Here is a 17,468-nt window from a genome sequence, read left to right as displayed (position 1 = left end):
ACCCGCCTTTTTCAATCCATCTAAGACAAACTTTATGACGGTGTTAAGGCAATTTGTTGCAGGTTTTTAACGGATTATATGGATAAGTTTAATAAGATGTTTAAGAATTCATTTAATTCAGGTGATTAGGTAAAGTTTAATCAACCTGATTATGGCTGCTAATCTTAAGTACCAGATCAACGAGTCGTGCAGAATAGCCGGATTCATTGTCGTACCACCCTACAACCTTAACCAGATCACCTACTATGGAGGTTAATTGTGCATCAAATACGCAGGAGTGTGTGTTATCCAGAATGTCTACGGAGACAATCGGATCTTCTGTATATTCAAGAATATTGATCATTTCGTTTGCAGCGGCATCCTGGAAGGCTTTGTTGATCGCTTCTATGCTCGCCGGACTTTTAAGAATGCAAGTCAGATCGGTTAGGGAGCCATTAAGTACCGGCACCCGAACACCCGCCCCGCCAAGATTTCCGTCCAGATGCGGAAAGATGTGGGTTACCGCCTTCGCAGCACCTGTAGTTGTCGGAATGATAGAGGCAGAAGCCGCACGTGCGCGCCTCAAGTCCTTATGTGGTGCGTCATGCAGGCTTTGATCACCCGTCATGGAGTGAATGGTGGTGATGTATCCTTCTACGATGCCCCATTTATCGTCCAGGATTTTCATCATTGGCGCTACGTTGTTTGTTGTACAGGATGCGTTTGAAAGTACAGGCGATTGAAGGTCTACTAAATGGTCATTCACACCAAGCACTACCATCGGGATTTCCTTGTCTGTAGCCGGTGCAGAGATAATCACTTGTTTGGCGCCCGCCTGCAGGTGTTTTGAGGCTCCTGCCAGGTCGGTGAACTTCCCAGTGGATTCAATCACTAAATCTATATTCATGGATTTCCATGGTAGCGCCTCCGGGTTCTTTTCAGCTAAGATCAGAATGCGTTTTCCATTGATGATAATAGACTCGTCGTCATGAGAGACACTGCCTTTGAAACCCCGGTGTACCGTGTCGTATTTAAATAGATGGGCTAATGTTTTAGGATCTGAGAGGTCGTTAATTGCAACAATATTTAAGTCGCGTTCAAGTGCAGCTCTTAAGAAGTTGCGTCCTATTCTGCCAAAGCCATTAATAGAAATATTCATAGTCAAAATTCTGAGTGGCAAAATTACCCCTTTTATTCTATTATAAATATTTACCAGGAATTAACTTTCAGATGAACTGACCAAGCTTCCTCAACTTCTTACACAGCAGCGCCAGCACAGGTGCAGGCAGTTGATTATGAACCATGGCTCTATAATCATTGGCGCAGGCATTTAAAAGGCTTCTCAGGTTCCGGTTACTCATCCCTCCCATTCGCATGTGCACAATCAGTTTGTTGAGGAACACCGCATGCATATGATGCTTATAGAAGAACCGGAGGATAAGTTCATAATCTGCTGCCGTACCAAGTTTGAGCGAATAAAGACCATAACGTTGGAAGCATGATCTTTTAATGAATAGCGCCGGATGTGCAGGCATCCAGCCGAGTCTAAGATCCTTGCGCCGTGGTGGATTGGAGCGCCAACTTCGTTTAATGACCGTTTCCTTTGTTCTTTGCACGTAGTTCAGATTGCCGTATACCGCATCGGCATTGCGCTGAAGGAGAAAATCCGCTACTGCAGAGATGACGTCGGTGTCAACCAGGTAGTCATCTGCATTTACAATTCCGATAAGCTCGCCAGTGGCAACAGCGATGCCTTTGTTCAAGGCATCATACATACCCGAATCCGGTTCAGAAACGTAGTACGACAATCGGTCGGTGTACCGGTTGATGATCGAAGCGGTACCATCAGAAGATTTTCCGTCGATGACAATATACTCCAACTCCCCATAATCCTGCGCAAGCACCGACTGAATGCATTGCTCGATGTAGTCTTCACAATTGAATACAACAGTTATCAAACTTACCTTCATTTTAATAAATTTATTAATTCAAATGTAATATAGTATTTTGTAAAATAATTATTTATACATTGTATCAAGTATTTAAACTTAAAGATGACAAAAAACAATATGCACGCAAGGACCAGATGGATAGTTTTGATGTTGTTTATGCAATTGCTCGGTGGGTGTGCATTTGTTAACCGAGACGTAATTTTAAAAACGCCCTTCGATGGAGATACGAGTAGCAGCGCGTATGTAGTTAAGAACATTGATCAGCAGTCCGACTATTACAACAGCATTAAACCGGAGGATGAACTCGCAATTGCGGACCTGCAGGACATCACCATCCTGGTGAGAAAGGAACACCTGAGAAATGATTTTAAAGAAGATACATATGCCACTTTCAAAGTGAATGCAGCTGGAGACATTAATCTACCGTTGATTGGAAAGGTACATGTCGCAGGCTTAAACCGCGATCAGGCCGCGCAGCTTATAGAAGCAAAATACAGTGAGAAAGAGCTTAAGCGTCCATTGATCGATGTGAGGATAAACAATCTGTATGTGGTTGTAATGGGCGAAGTTGCTAAACAGGGCAAATACATCATCAACAGGGAGGATTATGAACTCATTGATTTGCTTGGAGACGCAGGAGGTTTAACATCCATCGCCAACAAACACCGCGTAAAAATCATACGTGGTCCGCGCAGTAAGCCTGAAGTCATTATCGTAGACCTTGCAGATTATGCCTTTCTTAAGGACCAGCGGCTTAAGCTGCAATCCAGAGATATCATCTACGTCGAACCCAGAACTGCTGCCCTAAAGGCGCATCATGCGCAAGCTTATAGCACATTCTTCCAAATTGGGTTTGTTGCACTAAATACCATATTACTGATCGTCAACTTATCAAAATGATGGAAGTGAAGGCTAAAAACTATTCGCAAAACGGGCTGAAGTTCAGCTACAATCGCTTGTTAAAAATTATTAGCAGTCGATGGTACTGGCTTGTCGCGACATTTTTTATAGCCGTGATCAGTACCTACATATATCTTAGTATTGCTCCTAAGTTCTACGCAATGGATGCCACGCTGAAGTTTGAAGAAAAGCGGTCAGAGATTTCTGAGCTGATCAATGTCAGAAACACTTATGAACGCAGCAACAAGCTACAATCTGAGCAGTTTGTCATACGCTCCAGAGCCGTTCTGCTCGACGCTGCAAAGCGATTGAACTATCCTGTGGCTTTTTACAAAATGGGATTACTTGATTTGGTAGAACTATACCCCTTAGTCCCTTTTAACATCATCATACTGCATCAAACATCAGGGAATAATCAAATTGATAATTACCGGATTACACCAGTTTCAAAAGATCAATTTGAACTTGAGTATCGTGTAGCTGGCAGTACCGTGCGTAAAACGCATCATACTAATGAGGCTATTTCCATTGGCGGATATCAGTTTCTGGTGGCAGGGCAGTTTAAATCAACACAGATTAAGACGCCGTACTACATACATTTTAATGCGCCTGCTGCATTGGTGAGACGAATAGATAACGGGCTCACGATGACCGAAAACAAGAATACGAACATTCTAAGCTTTACACAGAAGGATAAAAATCCTGTATTTGCTGCCGATATTCTAAACGCGGTATTGGAAGCATATATCAGCTATGATCAGATACAGAAAACCAGATCAGCGAACCAGACGATCACTTTTATAGACACCCTTCAAAATAGGCTGGCACAGGTAGTTAGTCATTCAGGCACGAACTTCGAAAAGTTTAAGGTCCGCTCTAAGATGCTTAATGTCTCTGGGATAACTGCACAGGCTCTGAACAAACTGGAAACACTGGAAAAGCAGAAGGCCGATCTCGAACTGGACATCATGAAGACGGACCTGCTGAAAGGTCAGCTACTGCTTGATAATGGAGATGGCAGCATTGACTTCGATCTACAAAACATTGAAGATCCGCTGCTTGCAAACCTACTGGCACAATACAACGTACTGCTGTTGAAGAAACAAAACCAACTGAGCACCTATAAAGGAAGTTCCGAGGTAGTAAAAGATACAGAAGCACAACTTGGAATCCTCCGGCAAGCATTGACGAATAACATCACTGCACAGCATCGGAGAAATACCGAAGCCAAACTGCTCTTGCAGCAACAGATCGATAAAAATCAGGTTCAACTGAATCAACTGCCGACAGCGGAAAAGGATTTCATGAACCTTCAATCCACCTTTGATGTCAATCAAAAAGTCTACGCCTACCTTAATCAGAAGAAGCTCGAAGCGCAGATTAGCAGGGCAGCGATAACCCCTGCAGCAACGATCGTAAATAAAGCAGTGGCCCAATTTACGCCGGTAGCGCCCGTTGCTATGAACACCTATAAATCAACTATGATAATTGGACTTCTTGGTGGTATAGGCTTGATCTTCCTGGTACGTGCGATGAACCCGTACATTTTCGACCGGGAAACCTTAGAGCAATTAACCAGCACGCCGATAATCGGAGTGATTAGAAAATACCCGAGCAGACTTCCCCGTAACCCTGGATTATTATTAGAACCTGGTAAAACCATGTTTGCAGAATCCATTCGGTCGCTGCGAACAAACATCAGCTTCCTTGCGCCAGACATTGGAAAGAAGATGATTTGCATCACTTCAGAAACTGCCGGGGAAGGAAAGTCTTTCACCGCACTGTGCCTTGCACATTCGCTGTCCCTGATTGACAAACGGGTCTTGCTTATTGCTGCCGACTTACGTAAGTCCATGCTACACATGGCCTTTGATGCAACCAACCAGCGTGGGTTAAGTAATTACCTGTCTGCACAAGCGGAACTCAGCGAAGTAATTGTACATCATTCAGATTGGCTTTCCTATATCACCGCCGGACCCGTGCCACCCAATCCTGCGGAGCTCTTGTACGGACAACGCATGCACAGACTTCTTGCGGAAGCGAAACTGGAATATGACTATGTGATCATAGATTCCGCACCTGTAGGACTGGTATCTGATGCCGTGCCAATGTTAAAATCCGCAGATATAAATTTGTTCATCATTCGTGCAGGAGTGTCGAGGTACCATGCTGCCGTTGTCCCTGATCGACTGTCAAAGGAGCTGGACATGGACAACTTCCACATTGTATTAAATGCCTTCAACTACGATAATCTCCACAGTCCATATTATAGCACAAGCCTATATACAGAGGCAGATGCCTCAGGTACCCTGCAGGGCTATCTTGGTGGAACGCAAAAAAGAAGCTGGTGGCAATCTAGAAACGCTAATTAAAAGATGATGCTCTTTCTCACCCTCGCAACTTTCAGCCAAACCGGCGGTGTCCAGATGGTTTGCAGGTCAATGACCAAAGCTTTATACAACATTAGTTTACAACAGAATCAAGGATTCCAAGTGCTCTCACTTTGTGATGCGGCGACGGATGTTAATCTGAATTATGTTGGGTCTAAGTGCTATAAAGCTTTCAACTACAAGAGATTGAAATTCATGCTGTATGCAGTTTGGAAAGCCTGTTCAGCAAAGACCGTCATACTTGCCCATGTTAACTTACTGCCCCTGGCTTTCCTGATTAAGTTGTTTTCACCTGCCACAGAAATTACACTTCTGGCTCACGGCAAAGAAGTTTGGGGGGATACCCCCTGGTGGAAAAAGCGATTGTTGAACAAACAAGTCCGAATTTGGGCAGTAAGCAGGTTCACCAAAAAAGTATTGGTCGAAAAACATCGGATTACATCTTCCCGTATCCAGATCCTGAACAATTGCCTGGACCCGCTGTTTGAGGTGCCAGAGCAGTTTAATAAGCCAGACTATCTCTTGAAGCGGTACAACATCCATGTAAATGATAAGATCATCCTTACACTCACCAGATTGGACAGGTTTGAGCAGGAGAAAGGTTACGACTTGATCCTTGAAAGTCTTCCCACCTTGATTAGGGATTTTCCGAATGTCCGTTATGTAATCGCTGGAAAAGCCAGTGATGACGAACGCTTTCGCCTCGCAGCAAAAGTCCGTGAATTGAAGCTCCAACAACACGTTCGCCTTACAGGATTCGTGCGCCATGAAGAACTAACGGATCATCACCTCCTGTCAGACATCTTTGCCCTACCCAGCAGTAAAGAAGGCTTTGGGTTGGTCTTCCCGGAGGCTGCTGCATGTGGCAGTCAGGTCATTGCCGGAAACCGCGATGGCAGTGCTGATGCTGTACTCGACGGGGTAACGGGCTGTTTGGTTGATCCGCATTCTAGGGCGGAGATCGTCCAGGCACTGAAGAACTTGTTACAGGAACCGAATGACGCTCAGGATCAAAAACGGCGGCAAGAAATTGTGACAAGAGTCTTTTCCTTCGAGAAGTACCAAGAAAACATTTATTCACTTTTAACCGACGCTCGATGAACATTCTCTTAATTATGGATCCAGGAATTTCAGTCCCCCCGTTGAGGTACGGAGGCATTGAACGCATTGTCCACTTGTTGGCCAATGCTTATGCTAGGCAAGGCCACGATGTCACCTTGCTTGCGGGTCCGAACTCCCATTGCGATGGACAAACCATCACCTACGGTGTCAATGAAGTAGATGGATCCAAATGGAATCGCACGAAGGCGATTGCCTTTGTATGGGCTTTCTTACTTAAAAATACCTTCTCCATGAAGCAGAACCATGGTACACAACCATTTGCAGTCGCAAGGTTCGACCTCATTCACAATTTCGGCAGACTAGTTTACCTGTTACCAGTGCTACGGGTTGCTTCCATCAAGATTATGAGTTACCAACGAAAGATCACCACACGGAACACACATATGATTCAGCGATTACGGCCCAGGAATTTCTGGTTTACAGCCTGCAGTGATAATTGCCGGTCGTTAGCGGATGTAGGCAATGCTTCGCTAGCGATTTCGCACAACAACAATAAGCACTTCAACAATAACCTCCTCAACAACAACTTCAACAACAGTAACACTAACAACAAGGACAACATCACTAACTCCCTCAACAACACCACTGACAAGCATAACGACACCACTAACGCCTTCAAAAACACCAATAACAACCATAACGACATCAATACTAATAACAACAACAATAAGAACAACAAAAACGCCCTGAAGCAGAGGTTCACACAATGGGAAACGATACATAACACAGTTGATTTTTCAACATATCAACATCATACAACCTTTGATGAACATGCGCCATTGATGTTCCTGGGCAGGCTGGACCCGATCAAAGGCGCGCATACCGCGATAAAGGTTGCAAAGGAGACGCGCAGCCGATTATGGCTCGCTGGCAATATCACCAACACGCCTGCCGGTCAGGCCTACTACAGCGAAACGCTTGCTCCGGAAATAGATGGAACACAGATCATCTATCTCGGGGAACTTGATGACAAGCAGAAAAGCTATTATCTCTCAAGGTCAAAAGCGTTGCTGTTTCCCATAGAATGGGAAGAACCATTCGGCATTGTGATGATCGAAGCTATGGCATGTGGCACACCGGTCATCGCATTCAACAAAGGCGCTGTACCAGAAGTTGTCACGCCAGGCAGAACAGGTTTCATTGTAGAGGATACTCCAGCAATGATCAATGCCGTACACAAACTTAAGCGACTGGACCGGGGCCTTTGCAGGGACACGGCAATGGCCAAATTCGACATCAACATTATCGCACGTAAATACCTGGAGCTTGCTGTTCAGGGACGTGAAAGCACTTCAGTAGAACGTACAAATAAAATAATGTAATCTATGTGTGCCGGACATATTGTACTAATTACCAGCGGACAACCAGCGACAAACCCGCGGCTCGTTAAGGAAGCAGACCTTTTTACGGCCAACGGTTACCAGGTCACCGTCCTTTATTGTTACTGGAACAAGTGGGCGACACTTGCGGATCAGCAGCTGATGGCTACCAGAAAATGGAAGTTAATCCAGGTTGCTGGTTCACCAGCAGGCGCCATAGCCGCATACTACAAAAGTAAATTGCTTCATAAACTGGCCGGCTGTACCGCCAGAATAAGCGTCAACAACAAGCTAAGCGTATATGCCCTTTCCAGAGCCACTTTGCCACTCGTCCGAGCAGCATCCCGTATTCCTGCCGACCTATATCTTGCCCATAACCTTGCGGCCTTACCAGCGGCCGTAATCGCTGCTCGGCGAAATGAAGCGATATCTGGATTTGACGCCGAAGACTACCATCGCGAAGAAACACCAGCAAGCCTCTCCTCAACAGAACGCCGGCTCAAAGTCCGGATTGAAGACACATACATTCCGCAGTTAGACCACTTCACCACGAGTAGTCAAGACATTGCGGAACTATATGAGCAGCATTACCATCGCAGGCCTATGGTCATCAGAAACTTGCTTCCGAAAACAACACCATTGTTCACGACGGCTACTGCTTTAAGGCCGCAAGCGACTGCCATACCGCATGCGACTGCCTCCACAAACCTGCTATCCCCTCCCGTAAAGCTCTTTTGGTTTTCACAAAGCATAGGCCCAAACAGAGGCATAGAACTCATCATGGACGCGCTTCAATACCTTGCAGCCACAAACTATGAGTTACACCTGCTCGGTGATATGAAGCCTGGCTACGTGGAGCAACTTCATGGACTTGCATCCAGAAACAACATCCCCTTAGAGAAACTGCACATCCATAAACCAATGGAGCCGGAAGCACTAACCCGGTTCAGCGCAACCTTCGACGTCGGGCTTGCATCCGAAACAGGATTCTGCAGCAACAATGAAGCAGCCCTGAGTAACAAACTTTTCACCTATATACAAGCAGGTTTAGCAGTAATCTTGAGTGACACCAAGGCGCAGCGTCAATTTTATAACGAGCATTCCAGTATCGGAATTTGCTATAAAAAAGATAGCTTAAGCGCCCTTGCGGAAGCTATTCAACACTACATCAACTATAGGAAAGCCTTGGCAGACACAAAAAGGGCGAACTACTTACTAGGTCAACAATTCTTAAACTGGGAGACAGAATGCCAACTCCTTTTGCGCAAAATAAACCGGATTCTGAATTGAAAAAGCTCCTGATCATATCGCCGTACTTTGCACCAATCAATGCAGCTGACGCACATCGTGTTCGAACAAGTATTTCGTTTTATGCTGATAATGGATGGATACCGGAGGTTGTCGCTGTAGATCCACGGTATTGCGACATGGTACAGGATGATCTTCTACTCAACAGTGTCCCCCAGCACATCAAGATCCACCTTGTTAAAGCCTTGGATAAACGCTGGACCGCTAAAATCGGACTCGGCAGCATCGCACTCCGCTCACTCATATTCTACTTCAAGGCAGTGAACAAGCTTCTGCAGTCGCGCGACTATGATCTGATCTTTTTCTCTACCACGCAATTTCCAACGCTTGCACTTGCGGCAATATGGAAAAAGCGCTTCAAAACCAGGATCGTGTTTGACATACAGGATCCATGGCACAGTACCTATTACCTATCCAAGCCGAAGCACGAACGTCCCAAGAAATTCTGGTTTTCCTATTATCTAAACAAGATGTTAGAACCTTACGCAATGCAAGCTGCCGACGGCCTAATCAGTGTGTCTGCCGGTTATTTGGAAGTACTACAACAACGGTACCCGCACCTGAGAAGTAAACCAACGGCAACCATTCCTTTCGGGATGCACCTGCCGGATATGGAAATCGCACAGCAGAATAAGTTAAACGCGCACGCAATGTGCATGGAGGGCGTTTGCACCACTGGCGCAGCAATACCCGATAGGATTTCCTGCTTTAATCTGGTTTACATCGGGCGGGGTGGGCATGACTTGCTCCCAGCCTTCCGCCATTTGCGTTCGGCGGTTCAGTTGGGCTTGAAGAAATATCCTGAAGTATTCCATAAACTGAAGGTCCATCTATATGGTACCAGCTATGCACCGAATGGATCAGGAAAATCAACCTTAATTCAAGAACAGGACGTTCAGAATCTTAAAGGGATTTTCTTGGAATCAACCGACCGCCTACCCTACTATCAAACCTTAAACACGCTGAAGGCAGCTGATATGCTGTTCATACCCGGGCCCGATCAAGCGGACTACGTTGCATCTAAGCTCTACCCTTACCTAATGGTTCAAAGGCCAATATTGGCCATCGTACATCCGTTAAGTGCAGTATCTACAATCTTAAGAACCATTCCACAAGCAAGTGTATTTCACATACACAAAGACTATGCTATGAAGAGTAGCCAAATCACTGAATGTTTGCGTGATGCGATCCTCAGCTTAAAAAGCATAAGCGTTGCGGAAGCAGATACGCTCAGGCACTATAGCGCTGAACATTTCACAAGATTACAAACAAACTTATTTGATCAGGTATGCCAAACCCCGGATTAGAAAGGCTTGCCATCATATGCAGTCACCCGGTGCAGTACTATGCCCCGCTTTTCAGACTCATGGCCCAAAGTCATGAAATCAAGGTATTCTACAAAACTCAGCCGCAGTACGATCCAGGATTTTGCCGTAACGTGAACTGGGACCTTCCGCTACTCGACGGTTACAATCATGTATTTTCTCACGCCCTGGCAGAAATAAAAAGATACCAGCCTACGGCCATATTAATCTATGGTTGGGCCCATGCAACCCATCTCAAAATCATAGCATACTTTTCAAATAAAGCCACCCTATACTTTCGTGGTGACTCCACCTTACTTGATCCTACTCCTTTTTGGCGTAAAATGATTAAGAAACTTCTACTTAAACTGATCTATCGACAGTTCGATTATGCCCTATATGTAGGCCGTCACAACAAGTTGTACTTTGAAGAGTATGGGTTCAAATCGGAGCAACTTATATACGCACCTCACGCGGTAGACAACCAGCGCTTTGCAGTAGACAACAAGTACTTTGCTGCAGATCATCAAGATGGCGCAACCAGCCTGAGAGAGGCGGTCAGCATCAGAGAGGCGGTCGTCATCAGAACTGAACTCGGCATCAGAACTACATTTGGCATCGCTGATCAAGACCTGCTCGTCCTCTATACCGGCAAGTTTACACCAAAAAAGAACCCTGAGATACTTCTACATGCCTTCGCTAAAATAAAACAGCCCGGGATTCACCTCCTGTTTGTAGGATCCGGCCAATTAGAACAGCAGTTAAAATCGATGGCAGAAGAAATCAGGGGTGTAAAGCCAAAATCAAACATCCACTTCATGACGTTCCAAAATCAACAGCGTATGCCTGCGATTTACCAGAGCTGTGATCTGTTTTGCATGCCCTCATCCGGCCCGGCAGAAACCTGGGGACTGGCGATCAATGAAGCTATGGCGGCCGGAAAACCCATCCTGGCATCTTCAATGGCCGGTGCTGCTGCCGACTTGACTGACAATAGCAATGGGCGAACCTTCAAAGCTGGCGATCAGGATGATCTCCTGGCTAAACTAACCGAATTGCTCGCCGACAAAGCCCAATTACGAAATATGGGTCGCGCTTCAAGCGAAAAGATAAAGAACTGGAGCTATCAACATCAAATTCAAGCAATCTATGGTAGTTGACCATTTACATCCAAGGCTTGCCATCAAACGCATGGCACTCCTTCCGATATTTGCACCATGGCTGCTATCCAGTATAATCAGTTATAACCCGGTACTATCCTACTTCTGTGCCTGGCTGGGTAGCTTCTTCATCTTTTACTATTCGACAAAAAAGGTGCTGAGGCCCTTAAGCTCTGGCGTGCCGCTGAAATTGCAAGTCATGCGGCCTTTGATCCTCATCCAGATCATCTTCACAGGATTGATGTGCATTAGCGCGATTTTCTTCTTTTTAGACCACCTTGGCTTTTACTTCTGGTCCAGATTACCCCGAGCAGCTTTCCAGGCAAATACTTTTACCTATCAATTGGCCTATTGCCAAAGGCTTTACGTGTTTGCGCATGCTGCACTTGTTTTCGGAATGATCATCTGCTTAAGACCAGAACAAAGGCCTGTGTTCCGCTGGCAGCCTGATGTTTCTAACCACCTCGTGGCCATCCTTTGTATCGTCCTGCTCAGCAGTTATGGCCTGTCAAAGTTTAGCGCACTTGCCCAATTCGCGGTGCTGTTGCTTCCAGTTGCCAGAACATTGTCCGCAATCATGGTGCTATGGGGCTTAACACAGAATAAACCTCAGTTGCTTCTTGCAGGCAGCACTTTCCTCTGTTACCAGGTTTTCCAGTCTGCACAATCCGGTTATAAGGAAGGCTTGTTTGTAACCTTAATCCTCCTTGCTGCAGTGCTCTATCCCAGATATAAACATTTGGTAATCAATCTAGGAACACCATGCCTGCTGCTGCTGCTGTACTTTCTACCAACCTGGAACAACACGATCCGTAACGCAACCTGGATTGATGAGCTTCCGCTTGAACAAGCAACCGAACAGGCCTATGATCAGCTTTTCTCCAGCAATGATGGTACGGTGAAACAAAACAGCTGGGCATTTCTGACCAATCGTTTTAGTGAAATTAGCATGTTCAGCAAATATGTGGAGCATGTTCCTGCAAACCGGTCGTACTATGGGACCGAGATTCTGCAAGATGCCATGTTAGCCCTAATCCCGCGTGCATTATGGCCTGCAAAACCAAATACAGAGGCGGCCTCTATGACCCGAGTGTATGAAGCTGGGGTCATAAGCGAGCATTCAGACGCTTCCGCAAAAACACGGACCGTAGTAGATGGTTACCTCAGTGCCGGGTATGCCGGCGTGTTCCTCACCATGCTCTGCTACGGCCTTGTCTGCCAATCACTGTGCAACCTTGCTGAACGGCTTTTTGGCGGCTATGAGGTCGGCTGTATCGTCATTTTCAACGGTATGTTTCAACAGCTCTGGCGTGGAAATAACCTTGAATTCATCATCAATAACGTCGTTTATGGCTACATCCTCATGATGATCGTGTTCAATATGCTTAAACACATCGGCGTACTCCGTCCATCGGATGTTGATCAATAACAGCAGGTAAATTAAAGCGCCGATTATGCCAGAACAGCAGAAACTCACAATAGTCCACATCACACCCTCCTACAAACCGGCATACTGCTATGGTGGGCCGATCCTTTCTGTAGCCCGGCTCTGTGAAGCCACGATCACTGGCCCTAACAACCTTGGTTGCCTGGTCTTTACCACCACTGCGAACGGAGAAGCTGAACTCGACCTCAGGGGTGAAAATAGCATTGATGGTGTTCCCATTTTCTTTTACCCCCGGGTCACCCGGGATCATACACACTTCTCACCGGCATTGCTCCTCGGACTTCATCGTTATCTACGAAAAGCACGTTTGCAGGGACAGCCTACAATCGTGCATATCCATTCCTGGTGGAACCTGGTGGCGATACTTGCAGCGGTTCTAAGTTTTCTGCACCGCATACCGCTCATCATCTCGCCTAGAGGTATGATCACCAACTATACCAGAACTTTTCGAAACACCTTCATGAAGCGAATGCTACACCTGACCATCGGTCAATACCTCTTAAAAAAAGCAGTGCTACATGCAACAACATCGCTGGAGGGCCAGGACATCCATCTCAATTGCAACCGCGCTAAGATAAAGGTCATCCCCAATTTACTTACGGCTGCAGCGCTGGAGTGTCCAGTCGAAGAGCAGGAAACCTCAAATCTCCCATCATACATAGATGATCAACAAGTGACGGATCCAGTAAACCCGGATTTCCGACTACTCTTTCTCTCCAGAATTGATCAGAAGAAAGGCCTTGACTTGCTAATACAGGCCCTGTCTACGCTAACATTCCCTTGGACACTTACCATCGCCGGTAGTGGGTCTGTAAAGTACATCAGGCATCTGAAGCAGCTTGCCGGTAGTCTGAAAATTAGCGGAAACATCAGGTGGGTTGGTCAGATTGCCAACGACGCAAAGTACAACCTGATGGCTCGCCACGACCTGCTCGTTCTGCCATCCAGCAGCGAAAACTTCGGCAATGTGGTGCTTGAAAGCCTGCTCGTCGGAACTGCAGTCCTGATCTCTGATCAGGTCGGCCTTGCGGCTTACGTCTCCAAGCGTGACTTAGGATGGGTATGCCGAACTACGATAGCAGATGTGGCTGGAAAACTAGCTTTCATCCACATGGACCTGCCAAAACGATTAAAAATCCGGGAGGATGGTGCTCAGCAAATCCGATCCGATTTTAGCACAGCATCCATCATGGCAGACTATCGAAAGCTGTATGAAGATGTATTCCGGCAAAACAATACTGAAGCAAGTGGAACCTATAACCATGTGCCATGGTAACCACACAGCAACCAGCTTTTTCCTTTCTAATACTCACTTTCAACGACGACATGCATGTTGCCAGGCTGCTTGATTCTATCAGGGAGCTAAATGCACCTACCTACATTCTCGATTCCGGTAGTACGGATCGAACCCTGGAGATCTGCAATGCTTATGGTGCAGCGCTTGAATATCATTCGTTTGAAAATCATCCAAAACAGTGGCATGAAGCCTTATCCCGCTTTCAGATCAGCACGCCTTGGGTTATCGCTTTAGATGCTGATCAGTTCCTTTCACCGGAACTGCTAACCCTGCTGCAAGCATTCGATAATGAAGAAATGAGCGGGATAGATGGCATCTATTTCAACCGACGAAATTATTACAAGGGCAAATGGATCCGCCATGGTGGTTATTATCCATTCTATCTGCTCAAGATGTTTAGAGTAAATAAGGGATTTTCTGATCTGAATGAGAACATGGATCACCGGTTCATTGTACCTGGAAAAACCTGCATCTGGAAGCGCGGGTATCTTATTGAAGAAAATAAAAAAGAGTCCAGTGTACAATTCTGGCTGGATAAACATGGCAGGTATAGCAGTCTGCTGGCGCAGGAAGAAGTGGAACGAATGCTGCACCTAAGGGTTCAGGCCAGCAAGCCAAAGCTCCTGGGCAGTCCCAATGAGCGTAAAGCATTTCTCAAGCTGCTTTGGTGGCAACTACCCAGATACATCCGGCCAGTCTTATATTTTTCATACAGAATGATCATCCAAAGGGGATTCCTGGATGGCCGAACGGGCATTATCTTCCATTTTCTTCAGGGCTTTTGGTTTCGTCTAATTGTGGATATCAAAATTGAAGAAATACTGCAGGCGAAGACAACCCTTCAAATGCCAAAGAAAAAAACACACTTCGAACTCCTGTTCATGTTGAAGTTCTTAATGTTATTCACTGTCCTGTACGGCTTCATCCTCTGCTCTATTGCAATCACGAGCCCCGTCGGAATCTATGTTCCCTGGCTTGAGGAAAACCTAAACTACATACAGGCTTGGCGCAGATTCGATCTGCAGGCAACAGCGGCATTACTTAAAACGCTGGGCTACCAGACAAAACTAACGACCTTCACACTCGTAGTAACAGGGCATTCAGGATTCAAACTCGTATACAGCTGTTTAGGCTACGGTTTAATGAGCTTTTATACGGCATTCATTCTGGCATGGCCGAAATCAACCGTACCGAAAGCACCCATGATCTTAATCGGCATTCTGGTGATTCAGCTGCTCAACCTCTTCAGGTTCGTCTGTATCAGCCTTTACTGGAAACCCACATTCAAGGCAAACTGGTTAGACCACCATACCCTGTTCAACAGCATTGTCTATGCCCTTACACTATGCGCCCTATATTGGTGGACGAAGAAAGCCGAAAACTTAAAACATGAAAATTATGGTACATACAACCCTAACAAAGAACTTTGACAAGAAAGCCTTTCGTATAGGCGCACCTGCGGCTAAAGTTTACTGCTGGTATCTGATAGACGTGGTCTGCTTCAAATCAGGACTGATACCATTCAGCACGATCTTGGTTGGTATTCTTCGCCTGTTTGGTGCACAGATCGGAAAGGATGTGCGTATTAAGCCGGGCATCCACATCCGGTACCCATGGAAGCTGCGATTGGGTGATCATTCCTGGTTGGCGGATTGTTACATCGACAACCTGGACATGGTCATTATTGGAAAACATGTGTGTATATCGCAGCAAGCAATGCTGATGACCGGGAACCACGATTATAAATCGAAGACGTTCGATTTGATAACAAAACCGATAATTATTGAAGATGGGGTATGGATTGGTGCCAAGTCGCTTGTTGCACCGGGCGTGCGTGTGGCAACACATGCCGTTCTAACCGCAGGTTCAACTGCGGTCAGAAATCTGGATGCGTATGTCATTTATCAGGGGAACCCTGCCATAAGGCAACGAACCCGAATATTCAGCGATGCCTATATTGAAAATAGTACTGCTGTTGCGTTATAGCTTAGGAATGGATCCAGCTGAATTTATATTCCATTGTAGGGTTCTTCATGCGATCTGCAACGCGAAGTAACCTGTTTGGTAAAGCCATGATATAATCTCTGGCTTTCTCACCTGCTTCATTAAGATCAGGCATTGTTTCCACTTTCCACTCTTCGATCAACTGTTGCATAATTTCAACATAGTCGACAGCCGTGTACACGCCTAAACGTTGTGCAGCATCCGTGAAGTGTCCAAATGTCTGACCTATTTTCAATCCCATTTCTCTTAGGAAGTGCGCAGGCATTACAATCTTATGGCGCATCATATCTTCAAATGCTAACATCGCTTCACTTGGATCAACAGCAAAGATTTTGCTCATGAAGTCCTTGTACGCTTTAGCATGTCTTGCCTCATCTGAAGCAATTACACCACACATTTTCGACAATGACGTATCGCCGTTCTGCTTAGCTAAAGAAGCCACGCGTCTGTGTGAGATATTGGTTGCAAGTTCCTGGAAACTGGTATAAATAAAGTTACGATATGGATCATTACCGGTACCGATATCAAAACCATCGGCAATCAGATATTGAGTAGAGATTTCCATCTGGCGCATATCAACTCTACCGGAAAGATATAAGTATTTGTTTAACAGGTCACCATGGCGATTTTCTTCAGCGGTCCAGTGACGAACCCACTTCATCCATCCACCCTGCTCATCTCTGTTCACACCGTCTACCATTGATAGCCAGGACTCGTATGTTGGTAAAGCTTCTTCAGTAATGGTGTCACCGATAAGCACCGCAACAAGGTCATAAGATAAGCCTTCTGCATTTTCACGCAAGTACTTTAAATCTTGAAAGAAAGTCTCACTCGTAGAATCAGGCAGAAAGTCTGAAGGCTGCCAGTTTGTATCAATTGGTTTAAGGTAGGTGTCCATTACCTCAAGCATATAGTTCTCGATGTGTAACATGACTTCCCTTCTTCTCTCAACAAAATACCTCATTATATATCTAATTTATTTGGGTGTAAAGATAAACAAATATCTGTCTATCTGATCATATGAAGAAGCACAAATACGGCTTTTTACCTTCTTTAAGCAAGGAAAAGCAAATAGCATGCCCTGTTTTCAATAGAATATTTGAAAATGATGACTTTAACAGAATGTTATTAAGTATGATGCGTTTGACAAGATTGAAAACCAGTGAAACAATCCGGATCAAAGGCAACAAACATGAAGCAAATAAAAACCTGTATAAACAAGAAAAGCCTGTAAGTTTTCACTTACAGGCTTTCTTTAAGATTTGGCACCGACCTACTCTCCCACG

Annotated in this window: 15 protein-coding genes; 12 read left to right on the top strand and 3 right to left on the bottom strand. The window is 45.6% G+C overall.

The window, feature by feature from the left end; all coding sequences use genetic code 11:
• Positions 1-136 precede the first annotated feature (136 nt).
• Together gap and IEW69_RS12300 are read right to left on the bottom strand one after the other, a co-directional pair.
• Complete coding sequence (gene gap, locus IEW69_RS12305) at positions 137-1,138, bottom strand: type I glyceraldehyde-3-phosphate dehydrogenase (protein WP_188627166.1); 1,002 nt, start codon at positions 1,136-1,138, stop codon at positions 137-139.
• 67 nt (positions 1,139-1,205) lie between these two features.
• Positions 1,206-1,949 carry a glycosyltransferase family 2 protein gene (locus IEW69_RS12300; protein WP_188627165.1) on the bottom strand — a complete coding sequence of 248 codons (744 nt, stop codon included), beginning with the start codon at positions 1,947-1,949 and terminating at the stop codon, positions 1,206-1,208.
• 84 nt (positions 1,950-2,033) lie between these two features.
• On the opposite strand from IEW69_RS12300, the gene IEW69_RS12295 reads away from it, so the two are divergent.
• Genes IEW69_RS12295 through IEW69_RS12245 form a run of 11 tightly spaced genes read left to right on the top strand, consistent with a single transcriptional unit; the run spans position 2,034 to position 16,164 of the window.
• The gene (locus IEW69_RS12295) at positions 2,034-2,831 is read left to right on the top strand and encodes a polysaccharide biosynthesis/export family protein (RefSeq protein ID WP_188627164.1); all 798 of its coding nucleotides are present in this window, start codon (positions 2,034-2,036) and stop codon (positions 2,829-2,831) included.
• Positions 2,828-5,203, top strand: a complete 2,376-nt coding sequence (locus IEW69_RS12290; RefSeq protein ID WP_188627163.1) for a polysaccharide biosynthesis tyrosine autokinase — start codon at positions 2,828-2,830, stop codon at positions 5,201-5,203. Before IEW69_RS12295 ends, IEW69_RS12290 begins: the two co-directional genes overlap by 4 nt.
• A gap of 3 nt (positions 5,204-5,206) precedes the next feature.
• Complete coding sequence (locus IEW69_RS12285) at positions 5,207-6,322, top strand: glycosyltransferase family 4 protein (protein WP_188627162.1); 1,116 nt, start codon at positions 5,207-5,209, stop codon at positions 6,320-6,322.
• On the top strand, positions 6,319-7,665 hold the full coding sequence (locus IEW69_RS12280) for a glycosyltransferase (protein WP_188627161.1): 1,347 nt from the start codon (positions 6,319-6,321) through the stop codon (positions 7,663-7,665). Before IEW69_RS12285 ends, IEW69_RS12280 begins: the two co-directional genes overlap by 4 nt.
• Positions 7,666-7,668: 3 nt before the next feature.
• A complete protein-coding gene (locus tag IEW69_RS12275; RefSeq protein ID WP_188627160.1) occupies positions 7,669-8,952 on the top strand; it encodes a glycosyltransferase family protein in 1,284 nt (427 codons plus the stop codon).
• The gene (locus IEW69_RS12270) at positions 8,910-10,277 is read left to right on the top strand and encodes a glycosyltransferase (RefSeq protein ID WP_188627159.1); all 1,368 of its coding nucleotides are present in this window, start codon (positions 8,910-8,912) and stop codon (positions 10,275-10,277) included. The genes IEW69_RS12275 and IEW69_RS12270 overlap by 43 nt, the downstream gene beginning before the upstream one ends.
• A complete protein-coding gene (locus tag IEW69_RS12265) occupies positions 10,259-11,434 on the top strand; it encodes a glycosyltransferase family 4 protein (RefSeq protein WP_188627158.1) in 1,176 nt (391 codons plus the stop codon). The genes IEW69_RS12270 and IEW69_RS12265 overlap by 19 nt, the downstream gene beginning before the upstream one ends.
• On the top strand, positions 11,424-12,863 hold the full coding sequence (locus tag IEW69_RS12260) for an exosortase Y-associated Wzy-like protein (protein WP_188627157.1): 1,440 nt from the start codon (positions 11,424-11,426) through the stop codon (positions 12,861-12,863). The genes IEW69_RS12265 and IEW69_RS12260 overlap by 11 nt, the downstream gene beginning before the upstream one ends.
• 25 nt (positions 12,864-12,888) lie before the next feature.
• On the top strand, positions 12,889-14,157 hold the full coding sequence (locus tag IEW69_RS12255) for an XrtY-associated glycosyltransferase XYAG1 (RefSeq protein WP_188627156.1): 1,269 nt from the start codon (positions 12,889-12,891) through the stop codon (positions 14,155-14,157).
• The gene (gene xrtY / locus IEW69_RS12250) at positions 14,151-15,608 is read left to right on the top strand and encodes an exosortase Y (RefSeq protein ID WP_188627155.1); all 1,458 of its coding nucleotides are present in this window, start codon (positions 14,151-14,153) and stop codon (positions 15,606-15,608) included. The genes IEW69_RS12255 and xrtY overlap by 7 nt, the downstream gene beginning before the upstream one ends.
• Positions 15,577-16,164, top strand: coding sequence for a WcaF family extracellular polysaccharide biosynthesis acetyltransferase (locus IEW69_RS12245; protein WP_188627154.1), 588 nt, complete (start codon positions 15,577-15,579; stop codon positions 16,162-16,164). The genes xrtY and IEW69_RS12245 overlap by 32 nt, the downstream gene beginning before the upstream one ends.
• A gap of 1 nt (position 16,165) precedes the next feature.
• Here IEW69_RS12245 and IEW69_RS12240 read toward each other — a convergent pair whose 3' ends face one another.
• Positions 16,166-17,146, bottom strand: coding sequence for an acyl-ACP desaturase (locus IEW69_RS12240; protein WP_188627153.1), 981 nt, complete (start codon positions 17,144-17,146; stop codon positions 16,166-16,168).
• Positions 17,147-17,202: 56 nt separating this feature from the next.
• Between IEW69_RS12240 and IEW69_RS16950 the strand changes: the two genes are divergently transcribed.
• Positions 17,203-17,468: hypothetical protein (locus tag IEW69_RS16950; RefSeq protein WP_229663611.1), on the top strand; the 266-nt coding region annotated here is incomplete at its 3' end.

It is taken from the genome of Pedobacter quisquiliarum (assembly GCF_014642175.1).
In the GTDB taxonomy this organism is placed as follows: Bacteria; Bacteroidota; Bacteroidia; order Sphingobacteriales; family Sphingobacteriaceae; genus Pedobacter; species Pedobacter quisquiliarum.
The sequence above is the reverse complement of the archived record's forward strand: the minus strand, read 5'-3'. Positions and strand labels throughout refer to the sequence as shown.